General features: G+C 57.5%; 26 protein-coding genes. 12 read left to right on the top strand and 14 right to left on the bottom strand.

The genetic code is table 11. From position 1 onward, the window contains the following. Positions 1 to 70 precede the first annotated feature (70 nt). Positions 71 to 724 carry a sigma-70 family RNA polymerase sigma factor gene (locus IPK32_18650; GenBank protein ID MBK8093928.1) on the top strand — a complete coding sequence of 218 codons (654 nt, stop codon included), beginning with the start codon at positions 71 to 73 and terminating at the stop codon, positions 722 to 724. Between the two features lie 23 nt (positions 725 to 747). On the opposite strand, the gene IPK32_18655 is transcribed toward IPK32_18650, so the two are convergent. Further along, positions 748 to 2,172 (bottom strand): DUF1501 domain-containing protein, encoded by a 1,425-nt coding sequence (locus IPK32_18655; protein MBK8093929.1) that lies wholly within the window; start codon positions 2,170 to 2,172, stop codon positions 748 to 750. 111 nt (positions 2,173 to 2,283) lie between these two features. Here IPK32_18655 and xylA point away from each other — a divergent pair, with 111 nt between their 5' ends. Then, positions 2,284 to 3,594, top strand: a complete 1,311-nt coding sequence (xylA, locus tag IPK32_18660) for a xylose isomerase (GenBank protein ID MBK8093930.1) — start codon at positions 2,284 to 2,286, stop codon at positions 3,592 to 3,594. Positions 3,595 to 3,647: 53 nt separating this feature from the next. Here xylA and IPK32_18665 read toward each other — a convergent pair whose 3' ends face one another. Beyond that, positions 3,648 to 4,022 (bottom strand): FHA domain-containing protein, encoded by a 375-nt coding sequence (locus IPK32_18665; GenBank protein ID MBK8093931.1) that lies wholly within the window; start codon positions 4,020 to 4,022, stop codon positions 3,648 to 3,650. Then, entirely contained in the window at positions 3,971 to 4,423 is a 453-nt protein-coding gene (locus IPK32_18670; protein MBK8093932.1) for a cyclic nucleotide-binding domain-containing protein, read from the bottom strand. Before IPK32_18670 ends, IPK32_18665 begins: the two co-directional genes overlap by 52 nt. A gap of 382 nt (positions 4,424 to 4,805) precedes the next feature. Between IPK32_18670 and IPK32_18675 the strand changes: the two genes are divergently transcribed. The 4 genes from IPK32_18675 (at position 4,806) to IPK32_18690 (ending at position 9,664) form a co-directional block, all read left to right on the top strand. Further along, positions 4,806 to 5,258 carry a hypothetical protein gene (locus tag IPK32_18675; GenBank protein ID MBK8093933.1) on the top strand — a complete coding sequence of 151 codons (453 nt, stop codon included), beginning with the start codon at positions 4,806 to 4,808 and terminating at the stop codon, positions 5,256 to 5,258. Positions 5,259 to 5,348: 90 nt separating this feature from the next. Next, positions 5,349 to 6,008, top strand: a complete 660-nt coding sequence (locus IPK32_18680) for a PEP-CTERM sorting domain-containing protein (GenBank protein ID MBK8093934.1) — start codon at positions 5,349 to 5,351, stop codon at positions 6,006 to 6,008. Between the two features lie 258 nt (positions 6,009 to 6,266). After that, entirely contained in the window at positions 6,267 to 8,591 is a 2,325-nt protein-coding gene (locus IPK32_18685; GenBank protein ID MBK8093935.1) for a protein kinase, read from the top strand. An 8-nt stretch (positions 8,592 to 8,599) separates the two neighbouring features. Continuing rightward, the gene (locus IPK32_18690) at positions 8,600 to 9,664 is read left to right on the top strand and encodes a hypothetical protein (protein ID MBK8093936.1); all 1,065 of its coding nucleotides are present in this window, start codon (positions 8,600 to 8,602) and stop codon (positions 9,662 to 9,664) included. Here IPK32_18690 and IPK32_18695 read toward each other — a convergent pair. After that, positions 9,619 to 10,254, bottom strand: a complete 636-nt coding sequence (locus tag IPK32_18695; protein MBK8093937.1) for a hypothetical protein — start codon at positions 10,252 to 10,254, stop codon at positions 9,619 to 9,621. The two genes, IPK32_18690 and IPK32_18695, sit on opposite strands and share 46 nt — an antisense overlap. Positions 10,255 to 10,362: 108 nt before the next feature. On the opposite strand from IPK32_18695, the gene IPK32_18700 reads away from it, so the two are divergent. Continuing rightward, a complete protein-coding gene (locus IPK32_18700; GenBank protein ID MBK8093938.1) occupies positions 10,363 to 11,928 on the top strand; it encodes a glycosyltransferase family 39 protein in 1,566 nt (521 codons plus the stop codon). Then, entirely contained in the window at positions 11,879 to 12,502 is a 624-nt protein-coding gene (locus IPK32_18705) for a phosphatase PAP2 family protein (GenBank protein MBK8093939.1), read from the top strand. Before IPK32_18700 ends, IPK32_18705 begins: the two co-directional genes overlap by 50 nt. Positions 12,503 to 12,512: 10 nt before the next feature. Here IPK32_18705 and IPK32_18710 read toward each other — a convergent pair whose 3' ends face one another. Beyond that, positions 12,513 to 12,884 (bottom strand): hypothetical protein, encoded by a 372-nt coding sequence (locus IPK32_18710; protein MBK8093940.1) that lies wholly within the window; start codon positions 12,882 to 12,884, stop codon positions 12,513 to 12,515. A gap of 60 nt (positions 12,885 to 12,944) precedes the next feature. On the opposite strand from IPK32_18710, the gene IPK32_18715 reads away from it, so the two are divergent. Continuing rightward, positions 12,945 to 14,459: a PQQ-binding-like beta-propeller repeat protein gene (locus IPK32_18715; GenBank protein ID MBK8093941.1), complete on the top strand. Its 1,515-nt coding sequence runs from the start codon at positions 12,945 to 12,947 to the stop codon at positions 14,457 to 14,459. A 9-nt stretch (positions 14,460 to 14,468) separates the two neighbouring features. Here IPK32_18715 and IPK32_18720 read toward each other — a convergent pair whose 3' ends face one another. The 5 genes from IPK32_18720 to IPK32_18740 form a co-directional block, all read right to left on the bottom strand. Further along, the gene (locus tag IPK32_18720; GenBank protein MBK8093942.1) at positions 14,469 to 14,630 is read right to left on the bottom strand and encodes a hypothetical protein; all 162 of its coding nucleotides are present in this window, start codon (positions 14,628 to 14,630) and stop codon (positions 14,469 to 14,471) included. 79 nt (positions 14,631 to 14,709) lie between these two features. Then, on the bottom strand, positions 14,710 to 16,332 hold the full coding sequence (locus tag IPK32_18725; GenBank protein MBK8093943.1) for a hypothetical protein: 1,623 nt from the start codon (positions 16,330 to 16,332) through the stop codon (positions 14,710 to 14,712). 283 nt (positions 16,333 to 16,615) lie between these two features. Continuing rightward, positions 16,616 to 16,924: a Rieske 2Fe-2S domain-containing protein gene (locus IPK32_18730; GenBank protein ID MBK8093944.1), complete on the bottom strand. Its 309-nt coding sequence runs from the start codon at positions 16,922 to 16,924 to the stop codon at positions 16,616 to 16,618. A gap of 48 nt (positions 16,925 to 16,972) precedes the next feature. Further along, the gene (locus IPK32_18735) at positions 16,973 to 17,500 is read right to left on the bottom strand and encodes a ferritin (GenBank protein ID MBK8093945.1); all 528 of its coding nucleotides are present in this window, start codon (positions 17,498 to 17,500) and stop codon (positions 16,973 to 16,975) included. Positions 17,501 to 17,554: 54 nt separating this feature from the next. Further along, positions 17,555 to 18,973: a class II fumarate hydratase gene (locus IPK32_18740; protein MBK8093946.1), complete on the bottom strand. Its 1,419-nt coding sequence runs from the start codon at positions 18,971 to 18,973 to the stop codon at positions 17,555 to 17,557. Positions 18,974 to 19,528: 555 nt separating this feature from the next. Here IPK32_18740 and IPK32_18745 point away from each other — a divergent pair. Further along, positions 19,529 to 19,885 (top strand): DUF488 domain-containing protein, encoded by a 357-nt coding sequence (locus IPK32_18745; GenBank protein MBK8093947.1) that lies wholly within the window; start codon positions 19,529 to 19,531, stop codon positions 19,883 to 19,885. On the opposite strand, the gene IPK32_18750 is transcribed toward IPK32_18745, so the two are convergent. Next, complete coding sequence (locus tag IPK32_18750) at positions 19,882 to 20,127, bottom strand: sulfatase-like hydrolase/transferase (GenBank protein ID MBK8093948.1); 246 nt, start codon at positions 20,125 to 20,127, stop codon at positions 19,882 to 19,884. The two genes, IPK32_18745 and IPK32_18750, sit on opposite strands and share 4 nt — an antisense overlap. 313 nt (positions 20,128 to 20,440) lie before the next feature. Here IPK32_18750 and argB point away from each other — a divergent pair, with 313 nt between their 5' ends. Both argB and IPK32_18760 read left to right on the top strand, forming a co-directional pair. Next, positions 20,441 to 21,289 (top strand): acetylglutamate kinase, encoded by an 849-nt coding sequence (gene argB, locus IPK32_18755; GenBank protein ID MBK8093949.1) that lies wholly within the window; start codon positions 20,441 to 20,443, stop codon positions 21,287 to 21,289. A gap of 57 nt (positions 21,290 to 21,346) precedes the next feature. Beyond that, positions 21,347 to 22,594, top strand: coding sequence for an acetylornithine/succinylornithine family transaminase (locus tag IPK32_18760; protein MBK8093950.1), 1,248 nt, complete (start codon positions 21,347 to 21,349; stop codon positions 22,592 to 22,594). A 6-nt stretch (positions 22,595 to 22,600) separates the two neighbouring features. On the opposite strand, the gene IPK32_18765 is transcribed toward IPK32_18760, so the two are convergent. The 3 genes from IPK32_18765 to lpxB form a co-directional block, all read right to left on the bottom strand. Next, a complete protein-coding gene (locus tag IPK32_18765; GenBank protein MBK8093951.1) occupies positions 22,601 to 23,389 on the bottom strand; it encodes a TatD family hydrolase in 789 nt (262 codons plus the stop codon). A gap of 17 nt (positions 23,390 to 23,406) precedes the next feature. Continuing rightward, on the bottom strand, positions 23,407 to 23,997 hold the full coding sequence (locus IPK32_18770) for an SET domain-containing protein-lysine N-methyltransferase (GenBank protein ID MBK8093952.1): 591 nt from the start codon (positions 23,995 to 23,997) through the stop codon (positions 23,407 to 23,409). A gap of 87 nt (positions 23,998 to 24,084) precedes the next feature. After that, positions 24,085 to 25,203 (bottom strand): lipid-A-disaccharide synthase, encoded by a 1,119-nt coding sequence (gene lpxB / locus IPK32_18775; GenBank protein ID MBK8093953.1) that lies wholly within the window; start codon positions 25,201 to 25,203, stop codon positions 24,085 to 24,087. Between the last annotated feature and the right edge of the window lie 2 nt (positions 25,204 to 25,205).

Consider the following 25,205-nt stretch of genomic DNA (forward strand, 5'->3'; position numbering starts at 1 on the left):
AACTGCGTTAGCCGGGTTTGCACCGTGCATGACACCCGCTACTCTGGTGGTCGCGATTCCCGCCTTTTTCATGCCTGAACCGGAACGGACCCAACATGCCCCTCCCGCGCCCGATTTCTCGGACGCGGTGGATGAGTCATCCGATGCGGAGAGCGTGCGTCTGATGATGCGGGTCAGGGAAGGGGATGAGCGGGCGCTGGAGGGGCTCATCGAGTTGCATCAGAATGCCATCATCGGCACGGTGTATCGCATGCTGGGGAGTATGGATGATGCGCATGACATCGCGCAGCAGGTCTTTATCCGAGTGTGGCGCAGTGCGCCGCGTTACGAGCCGACAGCGAAGTTCACGACCTGGCTCTTCACCATCATGCGGAATCTAGTCTTCAATGAGACTCGTCGGCGGGTTCGTCGCCGCATGGAAGTGAGCCTAGATGCTGTGCGTGAGGATGATGGGCCGGAGAATCAATACACGGACTCCAGTGTGCCTGGGGCGGATGAGAATCTGGCGAAGGCTGAATTTCACGATGCACTGGACCGAGCCATCGCGGCGCTGCCGGAGAAGCAGCGGCTGGCGGTGATCCTACGCGGGAAACAAGATCTGCCGTATGAGGAGATCTGCACGATCATGAAAATGTCTCTGCCCGCGCTGAAGAGCCTACTTTTCCGTGCCAGGAACGATCTGCGAAAGAATCTGGCGCAGTTCTTGGGTGAGGATGTGCCTTGAGGGGCGAAAAGGCGAGCTCGCACTCAGGCGATGAGCTTGTCGATGACTTGGCCGCCGATCTGTGAGAGCTGCTTGAAGCGTCCGCCGTGATAAAACGTGAGCTTATTGTCATCTAGGCCGAGTAGGCGCAGGAGTGTGACGTGGAGATCACGGACATGATGCACCTCTTCGATAGCCTCCATGCCACGATCATCGGTGGCACCGATGGTGTGGCCTGCTTTGCAGCCACCGCCAGCCATCCAGACGGTCATGGCTTTCGGGTTGTGATCGCGCCCATAGGCCGTGCCACCGCGCACACCATTATCAGGTGTGCGGCCAAATTCGCCGCACCAGACGATCAGAGTGTCTTCGAGCAGGCCGCGCTGCTTTAGGTCACGGATGAGCGCCGCGATAGGCTGATCGACTTGGCGGATGAGGTTGCCATGAGCCCGCTCGATGTAGTCGTGGCTATCCCAGGTGCCCGCGTAGAGTTGGACAAAGCGAACGCCTTTCTCCACCAGCTTGCGAGCGAGCAGACATTTACGGCCAAAGGCATCAGTCGCGTCTTGCCCGATTCCGTAAGCGGCTTTGAGCTGGGTATCCTCCTTTTCGATGTCGATGACCTCTGGCACCTGCATCTGCATGCGAAAAGCGAGTTCGTAATTGGCCATGCGAGCCTTCAGTTCATCATGCCAAGGGTGCTCGGAAGCGTGCTGGGCATTCAGCTTGGAGAGCAGGTCCAGATTCGCACGCTGATGATCGGCGGTGATGCCCTGCGGTGGCTTCAGATCGAGAATGGGCGATCCTTTGGCCCGCAGGGCAGTGCCCTGGAAGTGAGCGGGCAGGTAGCCGCTCCCCCAGTTCGCACTGCCCCCTTGTGGATAGCTGATTTCCGGGAGGACGAGGAAGCCCGGCAGGTCCTGATTGACCGACCCGAGGCCGTAAGAGACCCATGCACCGAGTGCGGGATCGCCGCCGAAGCGATTGCCGCAATTCATTTGATACATCGCCGTCGGATGATTGACGGAATCGACCTGACAGCCGCGAAAGAAGCACAAATCATCCGCCACCTGGCTGAGATGCTGCCAGGGCTCACTCATCCACGCGCCACTCTGGCCATGCTGGGCGAACCGGAAGGGCGAGCGCACATAGTAGCGCTTTCCGCTCTCCATCGCGGATTTCATCTTTCCTTCCCGCGTGAACTCTTTGAGGTGCAGCTTCTCCAAAGCGGGTTTTGGGTCAAAACAGTCGATATGACTCGGCCCGCCCTCCATCATGAGAAAAATGCAGTTTTTCGCCCGAGCGGGGAATTGCGGCGCTTTCGGCGAAAGCGGGCTTTTTTGCTCTGCCGCGAGCATGGAGGTCAGAGCGACACTGCCCAGCGAGGTGCCGAGTCCGTAAACAAACTCCCGCCGCGTCGGCGCATGCAGCGCCCGCGTTCCTGCGCAGGGGAAAAAGGTCGATTTCATGTCAGTGAAGTGCTCTTCAGGACTAAACGGCATTCATGCGGCAAAATAGCGCTGAAGACTGACCTTGCGCCCCGGCGCTTTCCGTCTCCTTTCCAGGCCCTCATTACAACTATGAACGAAGCATTCCCTGACATCCAAAAAATCCAGTTCGAAGGCCCTAAGAGCCGCAATCCTCTCGCCTTTAAGCATTACAACGCAGACGAAGTCGTTGGCGGTAAGAAGATGCGTGATCACATGCGTTTCGGTGTGGCTTACTGGCATGCGATGCGCAATTCGCTCTCCGATCCCTTTGGCTCTGGCACCGCGCAGCGCCCCTGGGACGATGGCACGGACTCCGTGGCCAATGCACAGCGCCGTGTGTGGGCCTGCTTTGAGTTCATGGACAAGCTGGGAGTCGATTATTACTGCTTCCACGACCGCGATGTCGCTCCAGAGCTAGGCAGCCTCTCCGAGTCGAACAAAGCCTTCGATGCGGTGGCTGATGAACTCGAAAAAGCGCAGAAACAGACCGGAAAGAAGCTCCTCTGGGGCACCGCCTGCCTTTTCTCCCATCCACGTTATTGCCAAGGAGCCTCCACCAGCCCGAACGCGAACGTTTTCGCCTATGCCGCAGCGCAGGTGAAAAAGGCTATGGAAGTCACTCACCGCCTCGGTGGTGAGGGTTACACCTTCTGGGGTGGCCGCGAGGGCTATGCCACACTTTGGAACACGGATATGAAGCGTGAGGTCGATCACCTCGCGGCCTTCCTCCACATGGCAGTCGAGCATAAGAAGAAAATCGGCTACCAAGGCCCCTTCTACATCGAGCCAAAGCCACGTGAGCCCTCCACGCATCAGTACGACTCCGATGCGGCTGCATGCCTCAACTTCCTGCGTGAGCATGGTCTGATGGAGCACTTTAAGCTGAACATCGAGACCAATCACGCCACCCTAGCTGGTCACACCATGCGCCATGAGCTGCAAGTCGCCGCTGCAGCTGGTGCACTGGGCTCCATCGACGCGAATACGGGGGATGAGCTCATCGGTTGGGACACAGATCAGTTCCCCACCAATATCTATCTCACCACGCAGATCATGCTGGAGGTGCTGAAGATGGGGGGCTTCACTACGGGCGGTCTGAATTTCGATGCCAAGACCCGTCGCGAGTCCTTTGAGCCCGTCGATCTCTTCCATGCGCATATCGGCGGTATGGATGCCTTCGCACGCGGCCTGAAGATCGCCCACGCCATCATTGAGGACGGACGCCTTGATGGCATCATCAAGCAGCGCTACTCCACCTTCGATAGCGGCATCGGGGCCAAGATCGAGAAGGGCGAAGTCGGCTTCGCTGAGCTGGAGGCCTACACGCTCGCCAATGGAGAGCCCATGATCGCCAGCGGTCGCCAGGAGATGTGCGAAAATCTCATCAACGAATACCTCTGATCGCCGATTCATTCAGGAAGCCGCCAGCAGCGATGCTGGCGGCTTTTTGTCGTTTATGAAAGCACTTCGACGGTCAATTCAAAGCGGTGCGGACTGTGCTCATTCCCCAAGATGATGGTGTTGGTGCCATTTTGCAGCGTGGAGGCGATTTTTCCGCTATCGACGGAGATGTGCTCTCCGTTGACGTAGCTGCCCAGTTTGCTGCCACGGTCACGGAGGATAAAATGACCACTCTCAAAGTCGATTTCACAGTGATTCCGAGAGAGGTGATATGGAGCCACATCGTCGATGGAGAGTTCATTCCGCGCCAGAGAGCTCACCGCAGTGTCAAAATGCGAGCGCCCGATGCGGTAGGGGAGTTTGGTGATCGTCGCGTTTATCTCGCGGTGATCATAGCCCGTCTGATCATAGAGCGAGCCGATGCGCACGCGATAGACTGGCTCATGTGCGGAGGTTCCTTTTGAGCGGGCGGTGTGGCGGCTCCGCTGATCTGGAGCAGCAGGTCGGTTTTGCGAATACGATCAAAGAGTGTGGAAAGATAGGTGTGTAGGCGAGCAGGGTTTTGGAGGAAGTAGGACTCGAATTCGCTCTCCGTGATTGTCTCCACCAGGACGCTATCGAGCGCTGTCGCCGTCGCACTACGTGGGCGGTCCATGATCATGCCCATCTCGCCAAAGATCTCTCCAGGGCCGATTTTGGCGAGAGTTTGCTTTCCATGGGGTCCGAAAATACTGATCTCGACCTCTCCTTGTACGAGGTAATAGGCATCGTGGGATTTTTCACCTTCTTTGAAGATGATCTGACCAGGTTGGAAGTGTTCGGAGGGCATGGCTGGTCGATTTTAGGGCGAAGAGATGATTGTGGCAATGGCCGGACGTCGTTTTCTAAAGGGAGGGGGTGGGCATAACTTGCACAAAGTTCCCAAAGACGCTTTCCTGAATGATATGAACAGTGCTGATGCTTTTGCGACGACGCGTTGGAGTCTGATCCTTTCTGTGGGAGCCGGGGCAGTTGGTAGCTCGGATGCGGCACTCGAGGAGCTATGTCGCAGCTATTGGAAACCATTGTATGCGTTTGCGAGACGGCGCGGCTGCTCGCCTGAAGATGCGGAGGATGCGGTCCGGGGCTTTTTAGCCGAGCTTTTGCGCGGAAGCAGCTTGGCAGCAGTGGATCGAGCGAAAGGGCGGTTTCGCTCCTTTTTACTCAACGGAATGCAAAATCATTTGGCCAGTGAATGGGCTACACAGCAGCGGCAGAAGCGTGGTGGTGGCGCTGAAATCGTACCGCTGGAATTGGTGGATGCAGAAAGTGAGTTTCTCGCCCAAACGCGGAGTGAATATGAAACGGCTGAGCATGCCTTTGACCGTGCATGGGCACTAGCGCTGCTGGGGAGGGCGCGGGGGCGGTTACGTTTAGAGTGCGTGGCATCTGGTAAAGCGGCGGTGTTTGATGCCCTATTCCCGATACAGGCGAGCGAGGCGGGTGCGGATTATGCGACGCTGGGTGCACGTTTGAGTATTCCAGAGAGCACTCTACGCTCGACCGCGATGCGGCTACGCCGGAGGTGGCGCGAGCTGATCCGTAATGAAGTGGCAGAGACGGTGACCACGGAGGAGGCACTGGAAGAGGAAATGGCGAGTCTGCGAGAGGTGCTGCGGGGCTGAAAGAGTACTATTTTGGGGCGATTCTGAATTTTTTTGCCACGCGGGTCTGCGGATGCGGATGCAGGAGGGTGAATCCACATCCTTATTTCAATGATCAAAACACATTACGACCTCCGCCTTGTTTCACTTTTTCTACTCAGTGTCGCTGTGGTGAGCATGACAACTCAGGCGGCCACGATCACGAATGGCTCCTTTGAGACGAATACCTCCAGTTCAACCTATCAGTCGCTGTATTCTGGATGGGGTGGCACAATTACTGGGTGGGATTTCTCCACCTCACCTACGGCGGTGCTGATCGGAAACACCTCAGGCTATGAATACGCTACGCCGTATGGGGACTGGCAGATCGATCTGACAGGGGCGGATAATGTCGCTGGACCATGGGCGGAGACGACCATCACAGGGCTCGATGTAGGGCAGCTTTATGATGTGAATTTCTTTTTTGGCTCAAGCACGGCATGGACGGGCGGTGGTCTGCCAGGGGTGCGTCTGACGATCGACGGTAGCTACTCACAAGACTTCACCCATAATCCCACGAGTACCATGGAGTGGGTGAGTAAGACGTATAGTTTTACCGCTTCTGCGAGCTCGCAGGCGCTACGTTTTACAAACATCTCGACCGGGTTTAATGGCCTGGCGAATATCGATAACATCAGCATTAGCGCTGCTGCCGTACCTGAGCCTGGACGAGTGGTTTTGATGATAGGTGGACTCTGTGGTGTTGCCTTGCGCCGCCGCAAGCAGGTCTAAGTTCCTTCGCGGGTGAAATTTTCGTGCTTGGCGCCGGTGCCGAGTATGCTGGAGCCTCTTCATGCTAGATGATCCTATCCACCCATGAATGCGTATGCCACACCATGCCCTGATTGTGGATCGAGCCTACCGCCTGGTATGCGCAGTGAGTTTTGTCCAGTGTGTGCTCTGACCCCTCAGGAGCCCCCCTCCGATATGGATTCAAGCATACGCGTATTGGGGGATTGTGAGTTGTTTGAAGAAATCGGTCGAGGGGGCATGGGCATAGTATGGAGAGGACGCCAGCGCACTCTGAATCGTGAAGTCGCAGTCAAAACATTGCCTGGGGGTGAGTTTGCAAGCGATGAGGCGCGTGCACGCTTCCGCCTGGAGGCGCAAGCAATCGCGAGGCTGAATCATCCGCATGTGGTTTCTGTTTATGAGGTGGGTGAGGTGGATGGCATGCCCTATCTCATCATGGAATTGGTGCGAGGGCACACTTTAGATGAGCTGACGCGCGGGAAGGGGATGCCTGCGGCAGTAGCGGCTCTGTGCGTGAGAGATGCAGCCTCAGCTCTTCAGCATGCGCATGAGCAGGGCGTATTGCACCGGGATGTGAAGCCTGCGAATCTCCTCATTGACGCAGCTGGTCGGGCTAGGCTCACGGACTTTGGATTAGCGAAGCTCAACGACACTGCGCCTGGCATACTCACGGTTCAGGGCACTGCGGCGGGATCCCCTGCCTACATGGCACCCGAGCAGGCACTGCATGGGCATGCAGAGGCCGCAGCAGACATCTATGGTGCTGGAGCCTTGCTCTATACAGCCCTGACAGGACGTCCGCCTTTTCAGGGTGGGTCAGTCGCCGCAGTGATCGCTCAAGTCACCCATAGTGAGCCCGTGCCGCCGCGCCGATTAGATACAGGTATCCCGCGTGATCTGGAAAATATCTGCCTCCGGTGCCTAGAGAAAAATCCAGCACGGCGATATACCAGCGCGGCAGCTTTGGCGGAAGACCTCACTGCTTTTCTCGAAGGACGTAGCGTTAAAGCTCGGCCCGTGGTCTGGTGGGTGCATTCTTGGCGCTGGGCACGCCGGCAGCCAGTGCAGGCGGCGGCCTTGGTTCTCTGTATCGTTGCTCCTTTGATCATCGCAGTGACGACGCTGGTTTCAGCGCAGCGCATTGATTTAGCACTGCGGCAGGCAGAGCTTTCAGCGGCTGATTTGCATGTGAGGGAGGCGAATCGTCGCGTCGAGGAGCTCGATCCACTCGCGGCTTTGCCCTCACTCGTTGCCGCATTGCAAACGGAGCAAGCAGATGTCTCCAGACGTGATATGAATCGCACACGCTTGGCCACCACGCTCCGTGCTTGTCCAAATCTACGACAACTTTGGCAGGTCGGTGGATCTCAGTATCAGGGTGATCCGCCGCTGACCTTTCCCAATCCAATCTACTTCGCCTCCTTTAGTCCAGATGGGCGCTACATAGCGGCAGCAAATGGATGGCAAGTGCATCTTTGGGATACAGAGAGTGGTCAAAGTCATCTTGCCGATCTAAGCGCAGCGGGAAACTGTCTCTATGTCGCCTACAGCCGTGATGGACGCCGTTTGATCACTGGTGATAAACAGGACTGCCTGACCGTCTTTGATGTGACTGCGGACTACAAAGTACTCCATTCTGGCTTGCGTCATGATCTAGGGGGGGCTCACCCAGCTAGCCTCATTCGACCAGTACTCGACGCGAGCGGCAGCCGACTCATATGCTCAGAGTCTGGTCCAAGAAGTACATCCATCGTCCGTTTGGTCCTACTCGATGAAAAAGACAGCTCAGGCCATCCCTGCGTGCACAGGTTGCACTCTGGCACTCGGGTGCGTAGTCTCGCTCTCGCCCCAGATAGTCAGACCGTGGCTATCGGCCTCCAGGATGGCCAAATCGTCTTTTGGGATATCAAAAGGGAGATTCCTCAGCAAATAGCCGCTTGGACTACCGGGCGCGATCCCGTGCGATTCATTGAATACAGAAAGGACGGCAAAAAAATCGCCCTCATTCGGGATGAATCGATTTTCGAGATATGGGATGTCGCCACGCAGCAGCACATAGGTCCTTCTCACCCCCATTCAGGATTCGCGTATCAGGTTCAATTCAGCGAAGACGGGGGGCTAGCCATCAGTTCAGCTTATGGACAGCTATCCAGCATTGCACTTGATACACAGACAGGTGTGCCATCCTATGTGCTGCGTGTTCCCCAGGGCTTGCGTAGCGTGCAGCAAAGCGCCGATGGTAAAAAGCTGCTCACTGCAGGATGGGATGGCACCGCGAGGCTCTGGGAGACCGCTAGTGGCAAGCCTCTAGGTATTATCTCAAGGCACGCGAGTTACCTTAGCTGCGCCCTCTTTAGTCCTGACGACAAGCTGGTCTTTTCCGGTGGTTACGATGGTCTTGGCAGGCTCTGGGAGCTCCGGCACCGGATACTCCCACGGAAAGGCCCAATACCAAAGTCAGTCCCAATTTGCGCTACCTCGCCCGGCGGCAACCAAACGCCGATCCAGAGCACCCAAATGGTGCTTTTGAAAATGATCTCGTCCTACACGACCTCTTCCTAGGCCAAGAAATGGGTAATTTGGGCACCTCGGGCAACTGTGTCGCTGTCTCTGACCAAGGCTATGTATTACTGGGTATCAATACTCGCTTTGAACTCCATAATGCCTCCTCTTCAGGAGCATCCCGCCTCCTTCTTTCCTATCGGCTCAAAGACGCACGCAATTCCTTCCTTTCCGCTGATGGGCGTGAGATCGTCCACTGGCCTGACTCGCGGGATACCCTGACCTTTCGCAGTCTCCGCACGGGTGTGCCTGTACTTGCTTCGCACAAGCTTTCAGAGCCACTCACCCAGCATGCGATCAGTCCAGATGGCACGTTCTTTGCCGCTGTGACTGGCCAGGGGGCATCATCCGCCACTCTGGCCATCACGCTTTTTGAGTTCAGCACTGGTAGGTTGCTCCAGCGTATTGCACTTCCTCAAAAATTATCCATTCTTCGTTTCAGCGCGGATAGTCGCTGGATCGCATGGGGCGGCGAGTCCTACGGGCTGAGTGGTAGTGCCGCACGTATTCATGATAGCCACACTGGTGAAGCAGTCTCACCGTATCTCAAACATGCGGATGATATACTGGCTCTTGCCTTTAGCCCGCAGGGGCGTCTAATCGCCCTGGGTGGCAAAGATACGCAGGCACGGGTTTGGAGCACTCTAGATTGGAGGCCTGTCTGTCCACTTCTAGCTCATGAGAGTGCCGTAGTTCACCTCGATTTCGACATCACTGGCACGCGGCTCATCTCCACGACCCAGCAGGGCATCATCCGCTGTTGGGATATCCTGACTGGTCAGCCACTCACGCCGCCTGCAAAGCACGGAAGCAGGGTCAATACCGCCTGCTTCGCCCACGATGGCCGCTCGTATTACAGTATCGGTGGAGGAATTAGCGGAGGTTTTAGCCACCATTTGATCGACGATCCGCGTGAGGAAAAGCTGCTCATCGCCCAGGCTGAGTTGCTCTCTGGTTTACGCAGTCACGCCACCGCTGGTAATGTGGCCATACCACCTGTGGAAATCATTCAGCTTTGGCAAAAGCATCAATCCTCCACCACCAGCCCCCGCACACGGCAGGCACTCAAGTAGGTGGCAAAACCGAGTGGTCGACAACTCTCGATGTCGCCTGGGCGGAGACTGGCCTCTCGGCCACGTAGATTCGTATTCACATAGAGCCGTCCGTCGATCCACACCTGCACTTCTTCATCACGCAGCTCGATTTTGACACGATACCAGCGTCCGTTCACGAAATCGAGATTACCACGGGTGCTGTTATTGCTCGCGTCCTCGCCGTCGATGCTGGAAAGGCCCACCAGCGAGCCTCCCCAGCCTCCTAAGATCAGCGTGAGATGATCCCTGCCACGCACAGGAAAAGTCAGTGATCCAAAAAAATCTGCCCCCTCAGTCCGCATCGTCTCAAACTCGATGCGGTAACGCTGCGTCGGGAAAGCGGGGGCCTGAAATGCCTCCATACGCATGCATGTCATCGGCTCTCCCGTACTCAGGGTCAGCTCGCCATCCACTAGCGCTGATTTTCCCTCGCCGACCACTCCGGCAGACTTCCATGCTGCCGCGTGTGGTGCATCAAAGAGCCGCCACTGGCGCTTCGCGGCTGGTTTGTCGCAATGCGTCAGTAGCACGAGGAGAATCAGAAATGGGCAGAAACGAAAAAGCCGCATGATGGTGCCCATTGAACTTCGGAGAGCGGTACATCCAAGTGCGATGTTCCAACATCTGCCCGCCCCAGCCTTGACGTCATCCCTGCCAGCCTGTCTAGGATGCAGGGAATGTCCGCCGCAGCCCCTTTCCCCGATCCTTCGCTCAAATCACTCATGAAGTGGTTTTTGCTCGTCTTGGTGGCACGGCTCGTGGTGATGTTTTTGGTGGTCCAAGGCGCGGATCTGGCTGGTGATGAGGCCTACTACTGGGATTGGGGCCGCAGGCCGGATTGGGGCTATTTCTCGAAGCCGCCCATGATCGGCTGGATGATGGGCGTGATCGGCTGGCTGACTGGGAATGCTGAATGGGGCATCCGACTCACGGCGCTGCTGCTGGGCGGTGCGACGCTGTGGCTGATTTGGCGACTCACGCGGGACCTTTTCGATGGTAGCACGGCTTTTCTCGCCGCATTGCTCATCGTCCTCACGCCGGGCAATGCTGGGCTCAGCCTGCTGCTCACCATCGACGCCCCACTGCTTCTCGCATGGACTCTAGCGCTCTGGCTGTACTGGCGAGCAGCGGAAAAACCGGACTCCTGGCCGCGCTGGCTACTCCTAGCCCTCGCGATCGGTTTTGGCTGCCTCAGCAAGCAGATGATGCTGGTCTTCCCCGCGCTCATGCTGGCCTTTGCGGCCATATCGCACCAGGATCGTGCATTGCTGCGCAATCCGCGTTTTTGGATGGCTTGCGTGATCGGCATGGCCTTCATCATTCCGGTTTTAAAGTGGAATCAAGAGCACGGTTGGATCACGCTGGAGCATACGAAGCATCACTTCGACACCCAAAGCATGAGCTGGAGCCGCTGGCTGAGCCGTGTGGGCGAAAATGTGGGCATGCAGGCGCTGATTTACACTCCCGTGCTCTTTGTCGCACTGGTGGTGGTGCTGTGGCGGAGTTTTCGCGGCTTCCGTGGCCTCACTCGGTCCCAGTGCTACCTGTGGGTCTTTGCCGGGCCTGTGTTGGCCATCTTTGTCGTGCTCGCACTACGCCAGCGCATCAATCCGAACTGGCCCGCTGCGTTCTTCGTCCCTGCGATCATTCTCACCGCCGCGTGGCTGCTGCGGGCAGAAAATGCCGCATGGAAGCGCTGGAGCCTGCGCATCGCAGCGGGCATCGCCCTCATCGTGCACTTGGCACTCGTGATCGTGATGACGACGCAGCTAAAAACGATCAACAAAGTCGCCAGCCTACGTGGATGGCGTGAAGTCGGCATCCAAGCAGATGCATGGCTGCAAAAAATGCCACGACGCGAAAACACCTTCGTCTTACCCCTGGGGCACCGCTACCACGCTGCGTGGATGGCTTTTACATGCCCAGCCATCCGCGCACCTACCGCTGGGAGTCCAGCGGCACCCCTCAGTCCCAATATGAGGTATGGCCAGGCCCGGAGGAGCACATCGGGGATGACGCACTCATCCTCATGCCGATGGAGGATTGGAATGGAGATCTCTCGCCAGAGCTCGCAGCCCACTTCTCCCGAGTCGAACGCATCGGCACCATCAGCGTGCCGATCGGCTCAGAGAAACGCGAGTTCGCCGTCCATCGCGGTGAAAAGCTACAAACCTGGAAAGCCATTCGCCCACAATGACCGCTGCATCCTGGGACATCGAGCTCCTACGGCTCCTCAATCGTGATTGGTCCGCTATTTGGCTCGACTATCTCATGCCCGCCGTCTCCGCCATCGAGGCCTGGATGCCACCGCTCGTCGTGGTGGCCTTTTTCATCGTCCTCAAAGGTGGTGTGAAGGCCCGTCGCATGTTTTTATGTGCTGCACTCGCACTCGGCATCGGTGATGCTCTCATCTCCAATACACTCAAAAAGACCATCGGCAGAGTCCGCCCACGCGATGCCATCGAAGGCGTCGTCATACGCGATCTCGGGCGTGCAGAGCCCGCGTTCATGCGCCTCTTTGTGCCGCCTGTGAGCAGCCTCAGTCAGCCAAGTGGAGCGAAAGTCGGTACATCCTTCCCCTCCAGTCATACGATCAATCTTTTCGCCCTCGCGACTGTCATGGCATGTTTTTACCGCCGTCTCGGTGTCGTCACATATGTGCTGGCATTCATCGTCGCCTACTCACGCATCTACTGTGGTGCTCACTGGCCCTCCGACATCCCGCCTAGCATCGCCATCGGCTTGCTCACCGGTTTGGGCGTCGTATGGGCCATGCGCCGACTCGCTGGCCGCGCCTGGGAGCCTGTCGTGAAATGAAGCGGATGCATCAGCGCTGAACGGCTTCCGCAGGCTGACGGGTGGAGTTTTTTTCACCCCGAGGCTGCGATGCACGTGGGAACACCGAATAGATATAGATTCCGGTGATGAAGCCGATGATCAGTACGACAGAGATATTCCCCGCTCGATAGGCGGCGAAGTCCTGGTGGAGACGCTTCTTATCTAGGCTGCGCATCAGGATGCCCGGCACCTGTAGGGCACAAGGAGTCGCCAGCCCCGCCAGCACGCAAACGAATAGATTCGGCGTGCGGGGAACGAAATGAATGAAGTGGACCATGGCCACGGCGATTCCGGCCCAAACGAGACTCTGGAAAATCACGCCAGACTCAATGGAAGAGAGACTTCTGCGAAACATGGCCATTCCATAAAGGCAAGACCTAAGGATTGCAAACGCGGCACTTCATTACGATGGGAGGAGACGATGCCGCTTTTCCCCATTCTCATCACCCTGCTTCTCGGAAGCACTCTGGCCTGGATCTTTTTTACGGAACACACGCTGCGCTCCGCGCTCGTCATTCTCATCCCGCTGCTCTGGCTGCTGCTGATGAGTCTCTGGTGGGCGCTGCGTCGGCGCGGTCAGCGACTTCGCAGGATGGGGATCATCCTGCTGGCGTGGGCGGTGCTTGCCGTCTCCTGCATCTATACGCTGCGCATTGATGGCACACAGGATGGTGCGGCTTGGCTGAGTCTGTCGTTCGTATGGCAGGAAAAAGCAGTCCATGGCCTCACCACGGCACCCCAGGCCGTTCCGACCTCCGAGCTCGCACCCACGCCTGCTGGCGTGCAGGACATGCCGCGCTTCCTCGGTGAAAAAGGGGATGGAGTGCTGCCAGCTGGGGAGTTCTCGACAGATTGGGCTGGCAGACCGCCACGGGAAGTGTGGCGGATACCGATGGGCGCTGGCTGGAGTGGATTCGCTGTGGTGGGGAATCGAGCCGTCACCCAGGAACAGCGTGGAGAGCTGGAGTGCGTGACTTGCTACGAGCTGAGTAGCGGCAGACTGCTCTGGTCTCACAGTGAAAAGGCTTTTTTCACCGAGCTGATGGGCGGAGATGGCCCGCGTGCGACTCCCACCATTCATGCTGCATCGAATGCGGTATTCACAGTCGGAGCGACGGGGTTACTCCATTGCCTGGATCTGAGCACCGGGGCGAAAAAGTGGCAGGCGCATTTGCTCAAGGACGCCGGAGCTACAAAAAATCTCGAATGGGGCAAAAGCGCCTCGCCGCTGCTCACCGCAGCGCATGTCATCTGCTCTGGCGGTGACAATGGGGCCTCACTGGTGGCTTATGATCGGAACAATGGCCAACCCGCATGGAAAGCTGGCACGGATGGCGGCAGCTACGCTTCACCCGTGCAAATGCGGCTCGATGGGCGTGAGCAAATCATCACGGTGAATCGTCACAGCGTCAGCGGACATGATCCGTCTGCTGGGACCGTGCTGTGGACATTCGATTGGTCAGAGACTTTTCCGAAAGTCGCCCAGCCAGTCGCCTTGAGCGAAAACGAGATCCTCATCACCTCCAGCTACGGTGTGAAGTCACACCGTCTCCGCCTACAAAATGGCCTCGTCACGGTGCTCTGGGCAGAGAGTACACCCCGCACGAAATTCAGTAGCGTCAGCGTCTTTGGCTCACACGCGTATGCTTTGGACGAAGGCATGTTTTGCTGCGTAAACCTGGAAAATGGCGAGCGCCTGTGGCGTGAGGGCCGCTACGGTTACGGCCAGCAAATCCTCATCGGCGAGGAGCTCATTCTCCTCCAGGCAGAAAAAGGCCCCGTAGTGCTCATCCGGCCAGATCCGGCCAAACTCATCGAAATAGCCCGCATAGAGGCACTCAGCAGTAAAACCTGGAATCCGCCCACCCTAGCAGGGCGCTGGCTCTTGCTGCGAAACGACCGCGAGGCAGTCTGCTATGAGCTACAGAGCAAGTGAGCCGAGTTTTTAATTGATCGCTCGCATGTAGCAGGCCCGCTCCTCAGGGAACATGATGGCCTGTGGGCTGATATCCTTGATGACGCCGATAGCCTGCTCTTTGAAACCGCCCGCAGCAGCGATGGCGGCGAAAACCGCACGCTGGCCCTCCGTGAGGTGATTGAGATCCATGTGCTGGAGGTATCTGGTGGCCTGCTGCTGGTCCTGGAGCCGGTAGTAGGCCAGAGAGACCAGTAGGTGGCGGTGATTGTCACTGGGCTGGTTCTGGAGCAGTTTGGCGGCTTTTTTTGAGGCTAGTTTCGATGTCGTTGCCCAAGAGAATGCTGCCGTAAAGATACTGGTCTAGAAACTGACTATCCTCTGGGAAACGAGCGATGGCGTCGCGGCAGGCATTGAAATAAGACTCAGAGTTTCCGTTCTTCTGGCTAGCTGACAGCAGGCCGATGAAGGAATCACGCTCGATGCGCGGGGAGCTGGAGGTGGCGGCAGCACGGGCTGCACGGATGGTGAGCCGGTAGGCATCCTCCGCGATGTCAAAGTGACCACGGGCGTCTGCATACTGCGCGATGCGCTGGAGTGAGTCATAACGGGAAGCCTGCTGTGCGAGGCTCTTTGCATCGATGAGTTTTGCGCGGAGCTCGTCTGCCGGCTTTTTTTCCACGAAGGCTAAATGGGCACGGAACATGGAGTGTGTCACTGGATCGAGGATTTTGGCGACCGCTGGGTTTTCGATGATGGACTCGATCTGCTTAAAACGGGCAATATCCGTCTGGCCGACGATCGTGAGGGCCGTGAGGTAGGTCTCCAGTAGCCCCTGATGGGCCATCGCCTCGGACTCAGGCAGGATATTGATGATATCGAGGAACATCTGCTCCTGCTTTAGCCAGAAGACGAAGGGGAAGAGCTGGTCACGCTTTTTGTTCTGAAAAAAGGTCCGTGCTTCACTGATGATGGCGCGTTTGCGATCTGGCTCGAGCTTCACCTCACGGGCGATGGCGGCGATGTAATGCCGCTCGTTAGCACGGGGGTGTTTTTTCAGGCGATAGATGAGCTTGCGCTGCATGTCGGGTGCCATGCTGGGGACAGAGTCGAGGAATTCGATCGCTTTGAGTCCGTCCGTATCGTCTTTTTGGGCGATCTTCCACACGTTCTCGACTGCGGAGCTGATGTTGGATGGGATGCCAGACTCTACCTGGGCACGTCCCAGTCGGATGATGTTCTCCACGTCATTGGGATTTTTTGAAACGACCTCCTCCAGCACCTTCAGGGCTAGAGCGTGCTTGCTGGTCTTGCCCCACACCTCTTCCGCCAGTTTCGCGAGCGGTAGGCTGTCCGGCTCTGTTTTGAGCAGTCGCTCCAGCTCGGCATCGGCTTCCTTATCACGTTTGAGGCTCTTGAGTGCCCGCACACGGCGCATTTTATCCTCCAGTGTCTCTGCGCCCATGTCTTTGAGTTTATCCACAAAGTAGAGAGCATGTTGCTGCCCCATCAGGGTGAAGAACTCCGCATTGATGCGCACGGCTTCTGCATTGTGTGGCGCCTTGGTGTAGGCTTCTTGGGCCTTCCAGACGGCATTCGCGATCTGGCCGTTTTCCATCAGATCTCGGGCCTCACGCACCATGCCTTCCGCCTGGCTGCTCTGGAAGGAGTCTTGGATGGGCTTAGCATACAGGATAGCGGCTACCAGCAGCGCGGCAGAGAGGCTGACGATGATGCCCACGGCCATCATACGAGCCACTGGGGACTGGCGGTCACGATCAGCCACGGAGGCTGGCACCAGCCACCGCCAAGCCCGCACAAATGGCCGCAGCAGCGGATTCCACCGCTCTGGGGTGTTTTGCCTTGTTGGATCGACTTCTTGGTTGGTGAGCATGGAGGTAGAAAGATTGACCGATGATAAGACTCCTACTTTCAGGCGTCACGTTGAAATTTCACCGTCCTCCCCCCTGGATTCGGCCCTGTGCGCCAACTGACTGCATCGGCTATGACCGCTCATTTTGGCAGATATTGCCAAAAATAGCCTCTGTTTTTGAATTCGGCGGCTTTTTGCGATGCAGGAGGCACTCTGGGGCCTAGCTCAATCCACCATGTGTAGCATGAGGTTGAGTTTCTTTCGCCACAGCACACTCGGGAGCTTTTTGGTGATGAATGATGCGCTATTCGATTTCGACAAAAACCTGGCCGTCAGAGATGACCACGTTGTGGCGGCATACGTCTTCACCAGCAATGGAGGTTTGTTCTACGCCGGTGGCGAGCTCGAATACGGCCCCGTGCCACGGGCAGGTGACGCAGCCTGCATCCACGGAGCCTTCAGAAAGTGGGCCGCCTTGGTGAGGACAAGTGTCGTCGATGGCATAGAGGGCTCCATCGGAGTTAAAGACGGCGATGCGCCGCCCGCCGACATCATAGGCACGGGCTTCGCCGGGTGGGATTTCGCTGATGGTTGAGATGTGGTGCTGTTCCATAGGTTTAGGTTGTTTGATGGTTGCTTCACGAAGGTCGTTTCAGAAGAGCTACGGGGTGAGTGCAGCTTGAGTGCCGGATGGTGCGCCTGGACGCCCGCCTGCCTCACGATCAAGCACGAGGAGGCTGGCGGGATCATCGCCAGCGAGTTTCAGGCGATCCAGCATGTCGCGCACGCTTTTCTCCTCCTGCATCTGCTCGTTCAGAAACCAGAGCAGCAGATTTTTCGAGCCATGGTCCCGCACCTTCTCAGCGACCTCATAGAGGTCATTGATCTGTGCAGTGACCTCTTTTTCCTGCTTGAGGCTGTGTGCGAAAACATCCTGCGGTGATTTGAAGTCATGCTTGGGCTTGGAGATGGGTTTCAGCTCTACCTTCGCGTCACGGTTGACGAGGTATTGATAAAACTTCAGCGCATGAAGGGTCTCCTCGCGGCTCTGGGCGAACATCCACTGGGCGAAACCTGCATACGGTGTCTGTTCGAACCATGCCGCCATCGCGAGGTAGGAGTAGGATGCGGCCATCTCGTTGTTGATTTGGTCGTTGAGGAGCTTGGAGAGGTCTGATGAGAGTTTCATGGTGGGATGGGTTTGTGCTTTTGGGGTTACTGATGTGCGGGGTGGATAGACGAGTTACTGCAGGAGGACGCCAATGCTCGGTGCACACATGCGGGCAGGGTCGAGGGCTTGATTGAGTTCGGCGGCGGTGATGCCGAGTTCAGTGAGTCGATCGAGACAGAGTTGCCTCACCGTGATACCGGTCTGGGCGCTTTCTTTGGCAATGATGGCCGCTCTGTCATAGCCAAGTAGCGGGATCAAGCCGGTGGCCATGGCGAGACTGGACTCGATGAGATCTTGGCAGCGTTCCTTCCTGGCCGTGATGCCCTCCACGCAACGCTCGCGGAAGAGCTGTGCAGAAGTAGCCAGCAATCCGATGCTCTCCAGCAACGCTGCGGCGAGGGCTGGCATCATGACGTTTAGCTCAAAATTGCTGCCCGCAGCAGCGCACCAGGTGACGGTGGCATCATTGCCAAAAACTCGTGCGCAGACCTGCATCAGGCTCTCGCTCATGACGGGATTCACTTTGCCAGGCATGATGCTGCTGCCGGGCTGGTTAGCTGGCAGGGCGATCTCGCCAATGGCGCATTGCGGACCTGAGCCGAGCCAACGAATGTCATTGGCTATCTTAAAAAGGCTGGTGGCGATGGTTTTGAGCTGACCGCTGACTTCTACGAGTGAATCCTTGGCCGACTGAGCTTCGAAGTGATCCTTTGCCTCGCGAAATGGAAGACCGGTCTTATCCGCGAGCAGTCGGATCGCCACTGTAGGGAAGTCAGGATGACGATTCAGTCCTGTGCCCACGGCAGTGCCACCGAGTGGGATCTCGGCGACAGTCTTGATGGCTTTGTGAACGCGATCCACGCTGTGCTCGATCTGCCGTGCATAGCCGTGGAACTCCTGCCCGAGCCGCACTGGCGAGGCATCCATGAGGTGCGTGCGGCCAATTTTGAGCACGTCCATGAAATCCGTGCCTTTCTGCGTGAGCGCCGCTTGGAGCATCTCCAGAGAAGGCAAAAGCTTGCCGCTGAGTTCCTGCGCAACGGCCAGATGCACGGCAGTGGGAAACGTGTCATTGGACGACTGGCCCATGTTGGCATGATCGTTCGGATGAATCGGTTCCTTTGCCCCGATGGGCTTCCCGGCAAGCTGGCAAGCGCGGTTCGAGATGACCTCGTTCACGTTCATGTTGGTGCTCGTGCCAGAGCCGGTCTGGTAGATGTCGAGCACGAAATGAGCGTCGAGCTTCCCCTCCGCGATCTCGAGCGCAGCCTGCTCGATGAGGTCGGCCTTGTTCTTTGGCAGTAGTCCTAGCTCGCCATTCGCACGAGCTGCGGCCCATTTGATGACGCCGTAGGCGTGAATGATCGAGCTTGGTATGAGTTGCCCACTCACGGGGAAGTTGAGAACTGCACGCTGCGTGGAGGCCCCGTAAAGTGCTGCTATCGGCACAGACATTTCGCCCATGCTATCGGTCTCGATGCGAGTCGTCATAGCAGATTGAAGATTGGTAACTAAAAGTGAACGCTACTTCAAAAGAAGGTTCTCGATCTGCGCATGGGTCATGTTCAACTTCTGCGCTAGGTGGGCCATGACAGCCTCATCGTGGCCGCCCTGACAAAGAAAGTCATCATCCGTCAGCTCCTTGAATGCCATCATGAGCGCTCTTTTTGTCCGTTCCCAGTCGGTTCCAGTTGGCGCAGCCTCTAGAGTGATGTGGGCCTGCTCGTGGCTCAGGCCTGCGTTCCATGACGGAGGATCGCTGGCTGGGAAAGACTCCTTCATCGCCTCGTCCACACGCTCTTGATCGGTTAAATGCACCGCCTCCTACGACATAGAAGTATCCGAATGCGCTTTCATGGTGGATGAAGCAAAAAAACGCTGAGTGCGATCCTGCCTGACTCCTTATACGCGTGTTTGCGGAGCAATACGAGACTTTATTTGGTGCCGCTGGCCTTTGTCGTCGCTGAAATATGGAGTGAATACTTTAAAAAACAGCGGAAGCTCTAACGAAGACCGGTGAAACAACCTCAACCTGATTTACCCAATATGATCCAGGTGAAACGAATCTATGAACCGCCGTCAAAGTCGGACGGCCAGCGGCTGCTGGTGGAGAGGCTTTGGCCTCGGGGGATGAAAAAAGAAGCCGCCCAACTGAGTGCATGGATACGCGATGCAGCACCCAGCACCGCGCTTCGACAATGGTTCAAGCATGATCCTGAAAAGTGGACTGAGTTTCAGCGGCGTTATCGCGAGGAGTTGGATCAACATCCTGAAGCCTGGCAACCCATTGTGACGGCTGCACGCAAGGGCAGGGTGACGCTGCTTTTCAGCTCTCACGATGCTGAGCACAACAATGTGGTGGCACTGAAGGCCTATCTTGAGCCGCATCTGCACGCGGGCTAGGAGTGCCTAGGGACGCGCTGATTTTGCAGCGAAAACCTGCGATTCAGCCTTTCAGATCCGCCACAGGCCGTGTTGATGGAGTGGGTGCGGACAGGCTTATCCGCTCCTTTGAGCAGTGTGCACCGTGATGGCGAGCAGCAGCCAGAACTAGAGTGCCAATCGGTGAACTGCATACCCTCCGCAGCGAGCTGGTCCAGGTTGGGCGTGGGTATTTTGGAGTGCTCTACGTTGTTCGCGTGCATGTCGCCAAAGCCGAAATCGTCATTGAGGATGAGGGCGATGTTCGGGGGCCTCGCTAGGAGTGCTGGGCAGAGGGACGAGGAAAAGAAGAAGGTGCTTCATGCATGTGACGGGTGATTTTGCTGGCAGCTCTGGATATGGAGTCAGGAAGCCCACATAAGTCGGATAATGCAGGGAAGGCCCAGGTTTGCGCATCGGTGTGAGCGTCATTTTGCGACTGGAACTTTCTTCTTGGCGGCGCAGAAATTCTTCGCCATTGCAGTTGGCTAATTATACACCGTCCTGCTATCGCCCACGTCATCTGATTTTTCGCTCATGGATTCTCGCACCACCCAGTCCGCTGTTCTTCTCGAAGCTCTCCCTTACATGCAGTCCTTCCGTGGCTGCACCTTCCTCATCAAAGTGGGCGGCAGTGCCATGGAGGACCCCGTGCAGGTGGATAGCTTCCTGCGTGACGTCGTCTTCCTCGAAGCCGTGGGGATCAATCCCATCATCGTGCATGGTGGTGGAAAGGCCATCTCCAAAGCCATGACCGAGTCCGGTCTCCAGGCCAAATTTATCAATGGCATGCGTGTCACCGATGACGAAACGATCAAAATCGTCGAGGAAACCCTCGCTCGTGTGATCAATCCGGAAATCGTCAGCAAGATCAACGCCTTTGGCGGCAAAGCGGTCGGTATTCCCGGCACAGAAGTCTTCACTAGCGAGAAAATGAAGGGCGACCTCGGTTGGGTCGGGGAGGTGAGCGATTGCAAACTCGGCCTCATTCAGGCTGCTGTGGCAGGTGAGTTCGTCCCAGTTGTCTCACCCGTGGCCCGTGAGCTCGCCAGTGGCAAAACGCTCAATGTGAATGCCGATCTGGCCGCCTGTGCTCTCGCCAAACGCCTGAAAGCCACGAAACTCATCTTCCTCAGCGATGTGCGTGGCGTGATGCGTGATCCGAAGGACGACTCCACACTCATTCCGAGCCTCAATGAAGCCTCCATCGCCAAACTGAAGGCCGAAGGCATCATCAGCGGCGGCATGATCCCGAAAGTGGACTCCTCACTCGACTCCCTGCGTGGCGGCGTAGGAAAGGTCCACCTCATCGACGGACGCTTGCCGCATGCGCTGATTTTGGAAATCTTTACCGATGGTGGCATCGGCACCGAGATTCATCTTTGACACACGGCCCATTCATTTTCCGCCCACAGGCTTCATCTCTTTTTTGTACACTCATTCATGTCCGCCTCCATCCATCCAGAAACTCAATGGCTCTCTCAATACGTGCTCGGCAACTACGGACGCTATGACGTGTGGCCCGTGCGTGGCGAGGGGCCGTATGTCTGGGACCGAGACGGGAAAAAATATCTCGACTTCGCAGGCGGCGTGGCGGTCTGCCCACTGGGACACTGCCCGCCACCGGTCGTGAAGGCCATCACTGAGCAGGCTAGCACGCTCATTCATGTCTCGAACTGGTATTGCATCGATAAACAAGCTGAGCTGGCTCGCATCCTCGTGGAAGAATGCGTGCAGATCCTTGGAAAGTGCTTCTTCTGCAATAGCGGCGCAGAGGCCAATGAAGGCCTCCTGAAGCTCGCTCGCAAATACGGCCAGCAGACAGGTGGACGCTACGAGATCATCACCTTCACCGGTAGCTTTCATGGCCGCACATTCGGTGCCATGACCGCCACGGCGCAGGAGAAGATCCACGGCGGATTCGGCCCACTGCCGCCAGGATTCGTCTATGTGCCCTTCAACGACCTCGAAGCCCTCAAAGCTGCGATCACCGACAAAACCGTCGCCATCCTCGTCGAGCCGATTCAGGGCGAAAGCGGTGTGAATCCGGTCACTGCCGACTTTTTGCGCGGAGTGCAGGCCTTATGCCGGAAAAACGACTTACTCCTGCTCCTAGACGAAGTGCAGGTCGGATTCGGCAGAGCAGGGGAGATGGCTGGATGGCGCAGCATCATTCCGGGCGATGAAATCCAGCCCGATGGCATCAGTTGGGCCAAAGCGATCGGTAGCGGCTTCCCGCTCGGTTCCTTCTGGGTGAATGATCGCCGTGATTTGAGCAAGTTACTGGGCCCAGGCACCCACGGCACGACGTATGGCGGCTCTCCGCTGGCTTGTGCGGTAGGTATTGCCACGCTGCGCACCATTCTGGATGAAAAACTCTGTGAAAATGCCAGGACTCGCGGTGCAGCCATCGCTGCCACCGCACGGGCATGGAAGCATCCGCTGATCAAAGATGTGCGTCAGCTCGGGCTCTTCATCGGCTGGGAACTCCAGGCCGATGCCATCGCCGCGAAGTCCGGTGGCAAAATGCCGAGCATCTATCTCGCTCAAAAACTGCTCGATGCGGGAATGATGGTCACACCTGCGGGTCCTAATGTGGTGCGGTGGCTTTCTCCGCTGAACATCACCGCTGCACACGCAGAAGAGGGGCTGCGGATATTCAAATCCGTCCTGGATGCCGTGTCGGCCTAGTCGCAGTCACCAGCCTTTGAAGAAGCTCAGTGCTGTGCGGGTCGTGGTGTCCGCTAATTCGGCGAGAGAGACATTGCGAAGGGATGCGATGGCCTTTGCCGTATCTGCGACATAGGCAGGCTCACAGCGCTTCCCTCGGTGCGGGACGGGGGCTAGGTATGGGGCGTCCGTTTCTAGCATGAAGCGATCCGCCGCGACGCTGCGGGCCGTCTCGGCAATGATGCCCGCGTTTTTGAAAGTGACGATGCCGGTGAATGAAATGAGGTGACCCGCATCGAGCAGAGGCTGCGCCTGCTCCAAGCTGCCCGTGAAGCAGTGAAAGACACCACGCAGGCGATCACTGAAGGGCAAAACGATGGCACAGAGGTCATCCCAGCTCTCCCGATTATGCAGGATGACATTCAGCCCCAGTTCCGCTGCGAGAGTGAGCTGAGCGCGGAGGCAGGTGGCCTGGTGGCTGCGCCATTGATCCTGCGACCAGCCCGTGGGCGGCGGATGGAAGTAATCGAGGCCGATTTCTCCGATGGCGCAGACTTTCGGGTGCTGAGCGAGCTGGCGCAGCTCGTCGATCCAGGATTCGCCCTGGAGGGAGTCCACATCGCAGGGATGGATACCCGCTGCGATACGCACATCTGGCTCCTGCTCGGCGATTGCGATGAGTTTGCGTGTATTCTCCAAATCGACGGCTGGAGCGATCATGCGTGTTACACCCGCCGCACGGGCACGCTCTAGCACAGCGGGGAGATCCGCGTCGAACTGGCGGCTGCCGAGATGCGTGTGCGTATCGGTGAGCATGCGTTACGGCTCAGGGGTTAGCTGCGAGAGCGCTTTTTGACGGACTGTTTTTTCGCAGTGCTTTTCTTCGCCGTACTTTTCTTCGCATTGGGGAATTTGCCCTTTTTGGCCTCGGCTTCGATTTTTTGCATCATGCGTAGGAGCTTGGGCCATTGCTTGCGCTCGACGATGTAACCGATGCAGTTTTTGCTGCCGCAGCGGCAGGGATGCTCGTCCCAGGTGTCCACATCAAAGCCGTAGTTGTAGGTCAGCTCTTCCCCGGCCTTGATCTCGCGCAGGGAGTAAATCCAGATGCGGCCGCGAATGATGTAGGCCTCACAGTTCGGCGAACATGAGTGGTTGATGTACTTGGCCGGGTTGGGGCCTTTTGCGCCGTCGATGTCGTACTTCTTATTGAGCGTGAAGACATAGACTGCGGCTCCACCTGTTTTTTTGGCCCTCGCGATGAGTGCATCACCACGGCGGCGTGATTCGGCCTTGGTGATTTTTTCGCCAATGTATTCGATGATGGGCGAATCGTTTGGAATGTCGGCTGCGGCGAAAATGCCGCGATTGTGAATGGAGGAGCTTTTGACTTTCCAGAGTCGTTTCGTGGGGGCGGTGGGCATGCGTGGATGGTTGAGGGGGCGCATGAAGTGGGCCGTGACTGCGGAAAGTCAAGGTATGGCGCGGACGGACTTCAGAGGCTAGGCACCTCAACCCAGGATCACACTGGCCGCACGCTGGTAGGCACCCCCAGTGCCGAGGGTGGCCACGACGCTGGCTAGGTCGGCCTGGAGGTCGCTGCGCTTTTGCGGATCTTGCAGCAGCTCCAGCGTGGCTCGGGCGAGCGTTTCGGGGCTGAGATCGTGCTGCACCAGCTCGCGCACGACTTCGCGCCCAGCGAGGATGTTCACCATGCCGAGGTGCTGGATTTTCACGACAGCCTTACCCACGACGTAGGTGGGCCAACTGACATTGTACACGAGTGTGTAGGGCAGGCCAAAACAGGCCGCTTCGAGCGTGGCGGTGCCACTGGCCACGGCACCAGCCTCACAGCGCTGCATGAGGTCATAGACGGTGCCGACTTCGATCCACTTTTTGGCCTCGGGCAGGCCGTGCTTGTCGGCGAGCTCGCGCATGTGGCTAGCGAGCACCTCCGTAGCGGCAGAAACGGCGAAACGGGCCTCTGGCATGGCCTCGCGGATGATTTTGGCCGCACCGAGCATGATGGGGAAGAGGCGGCGCACCTCATTGAGCCTGCTGCCGGGGAACCAGCCGCACAATCCAGTTTCACGCGGCCAATTTCGCCGCAGTTGCAGGGTGCGATCCACCATGGGATGGCCACAGAACTCGGTGCGGAGACCACTTTGCTCGTAGAAGTCTTTTTCGAAGGGGAAGATGCAGATCATGAGGTCGAGCACCTTCGCCGTGGTCTTCACGCGGCCCTTTTTCCAAGCCCAGACCTGGGGGCTGATGTAGTAGATGAGTTTTCCGCTGTAACCACCGCTGCGCAGGGCTTTGGCGAGGCGGAGATTGAAGCCGGGATAGTCCACCAGGACGACCGCATCGGGTTTTTGCTCCAAGATGAGTGTGGTCTGGGCGGTGAGCTTTTCTTTGAAGTAGCTGTACATCTTCAAGACCTCCCACAGGCCCACGACACCGGCTTTTTCGACCCAGTCCTCAATGCTGCTACCTGGCGCTGCCTCACGCATCCGCGGCCCACCCAGCCCGCTGAGTGCCAGCGTGGGCTGCCGGGCCTTCATCTCACGCAGCAAGCCCGCCGCATGCGTGTCGCCGCTGATCTCCCCTGCGATGATGTGGATGCGGGTCATGC

Source organism: Verrucomicrobiaceae bacterium (genome assembly GCA_016713035.1).
GTDB lineage: Bacteria > Verrucomicrobiota > Verrucomicrobiia > Verrucomicrobiales > Verrucomicrobiaceae > Prosthecobacter.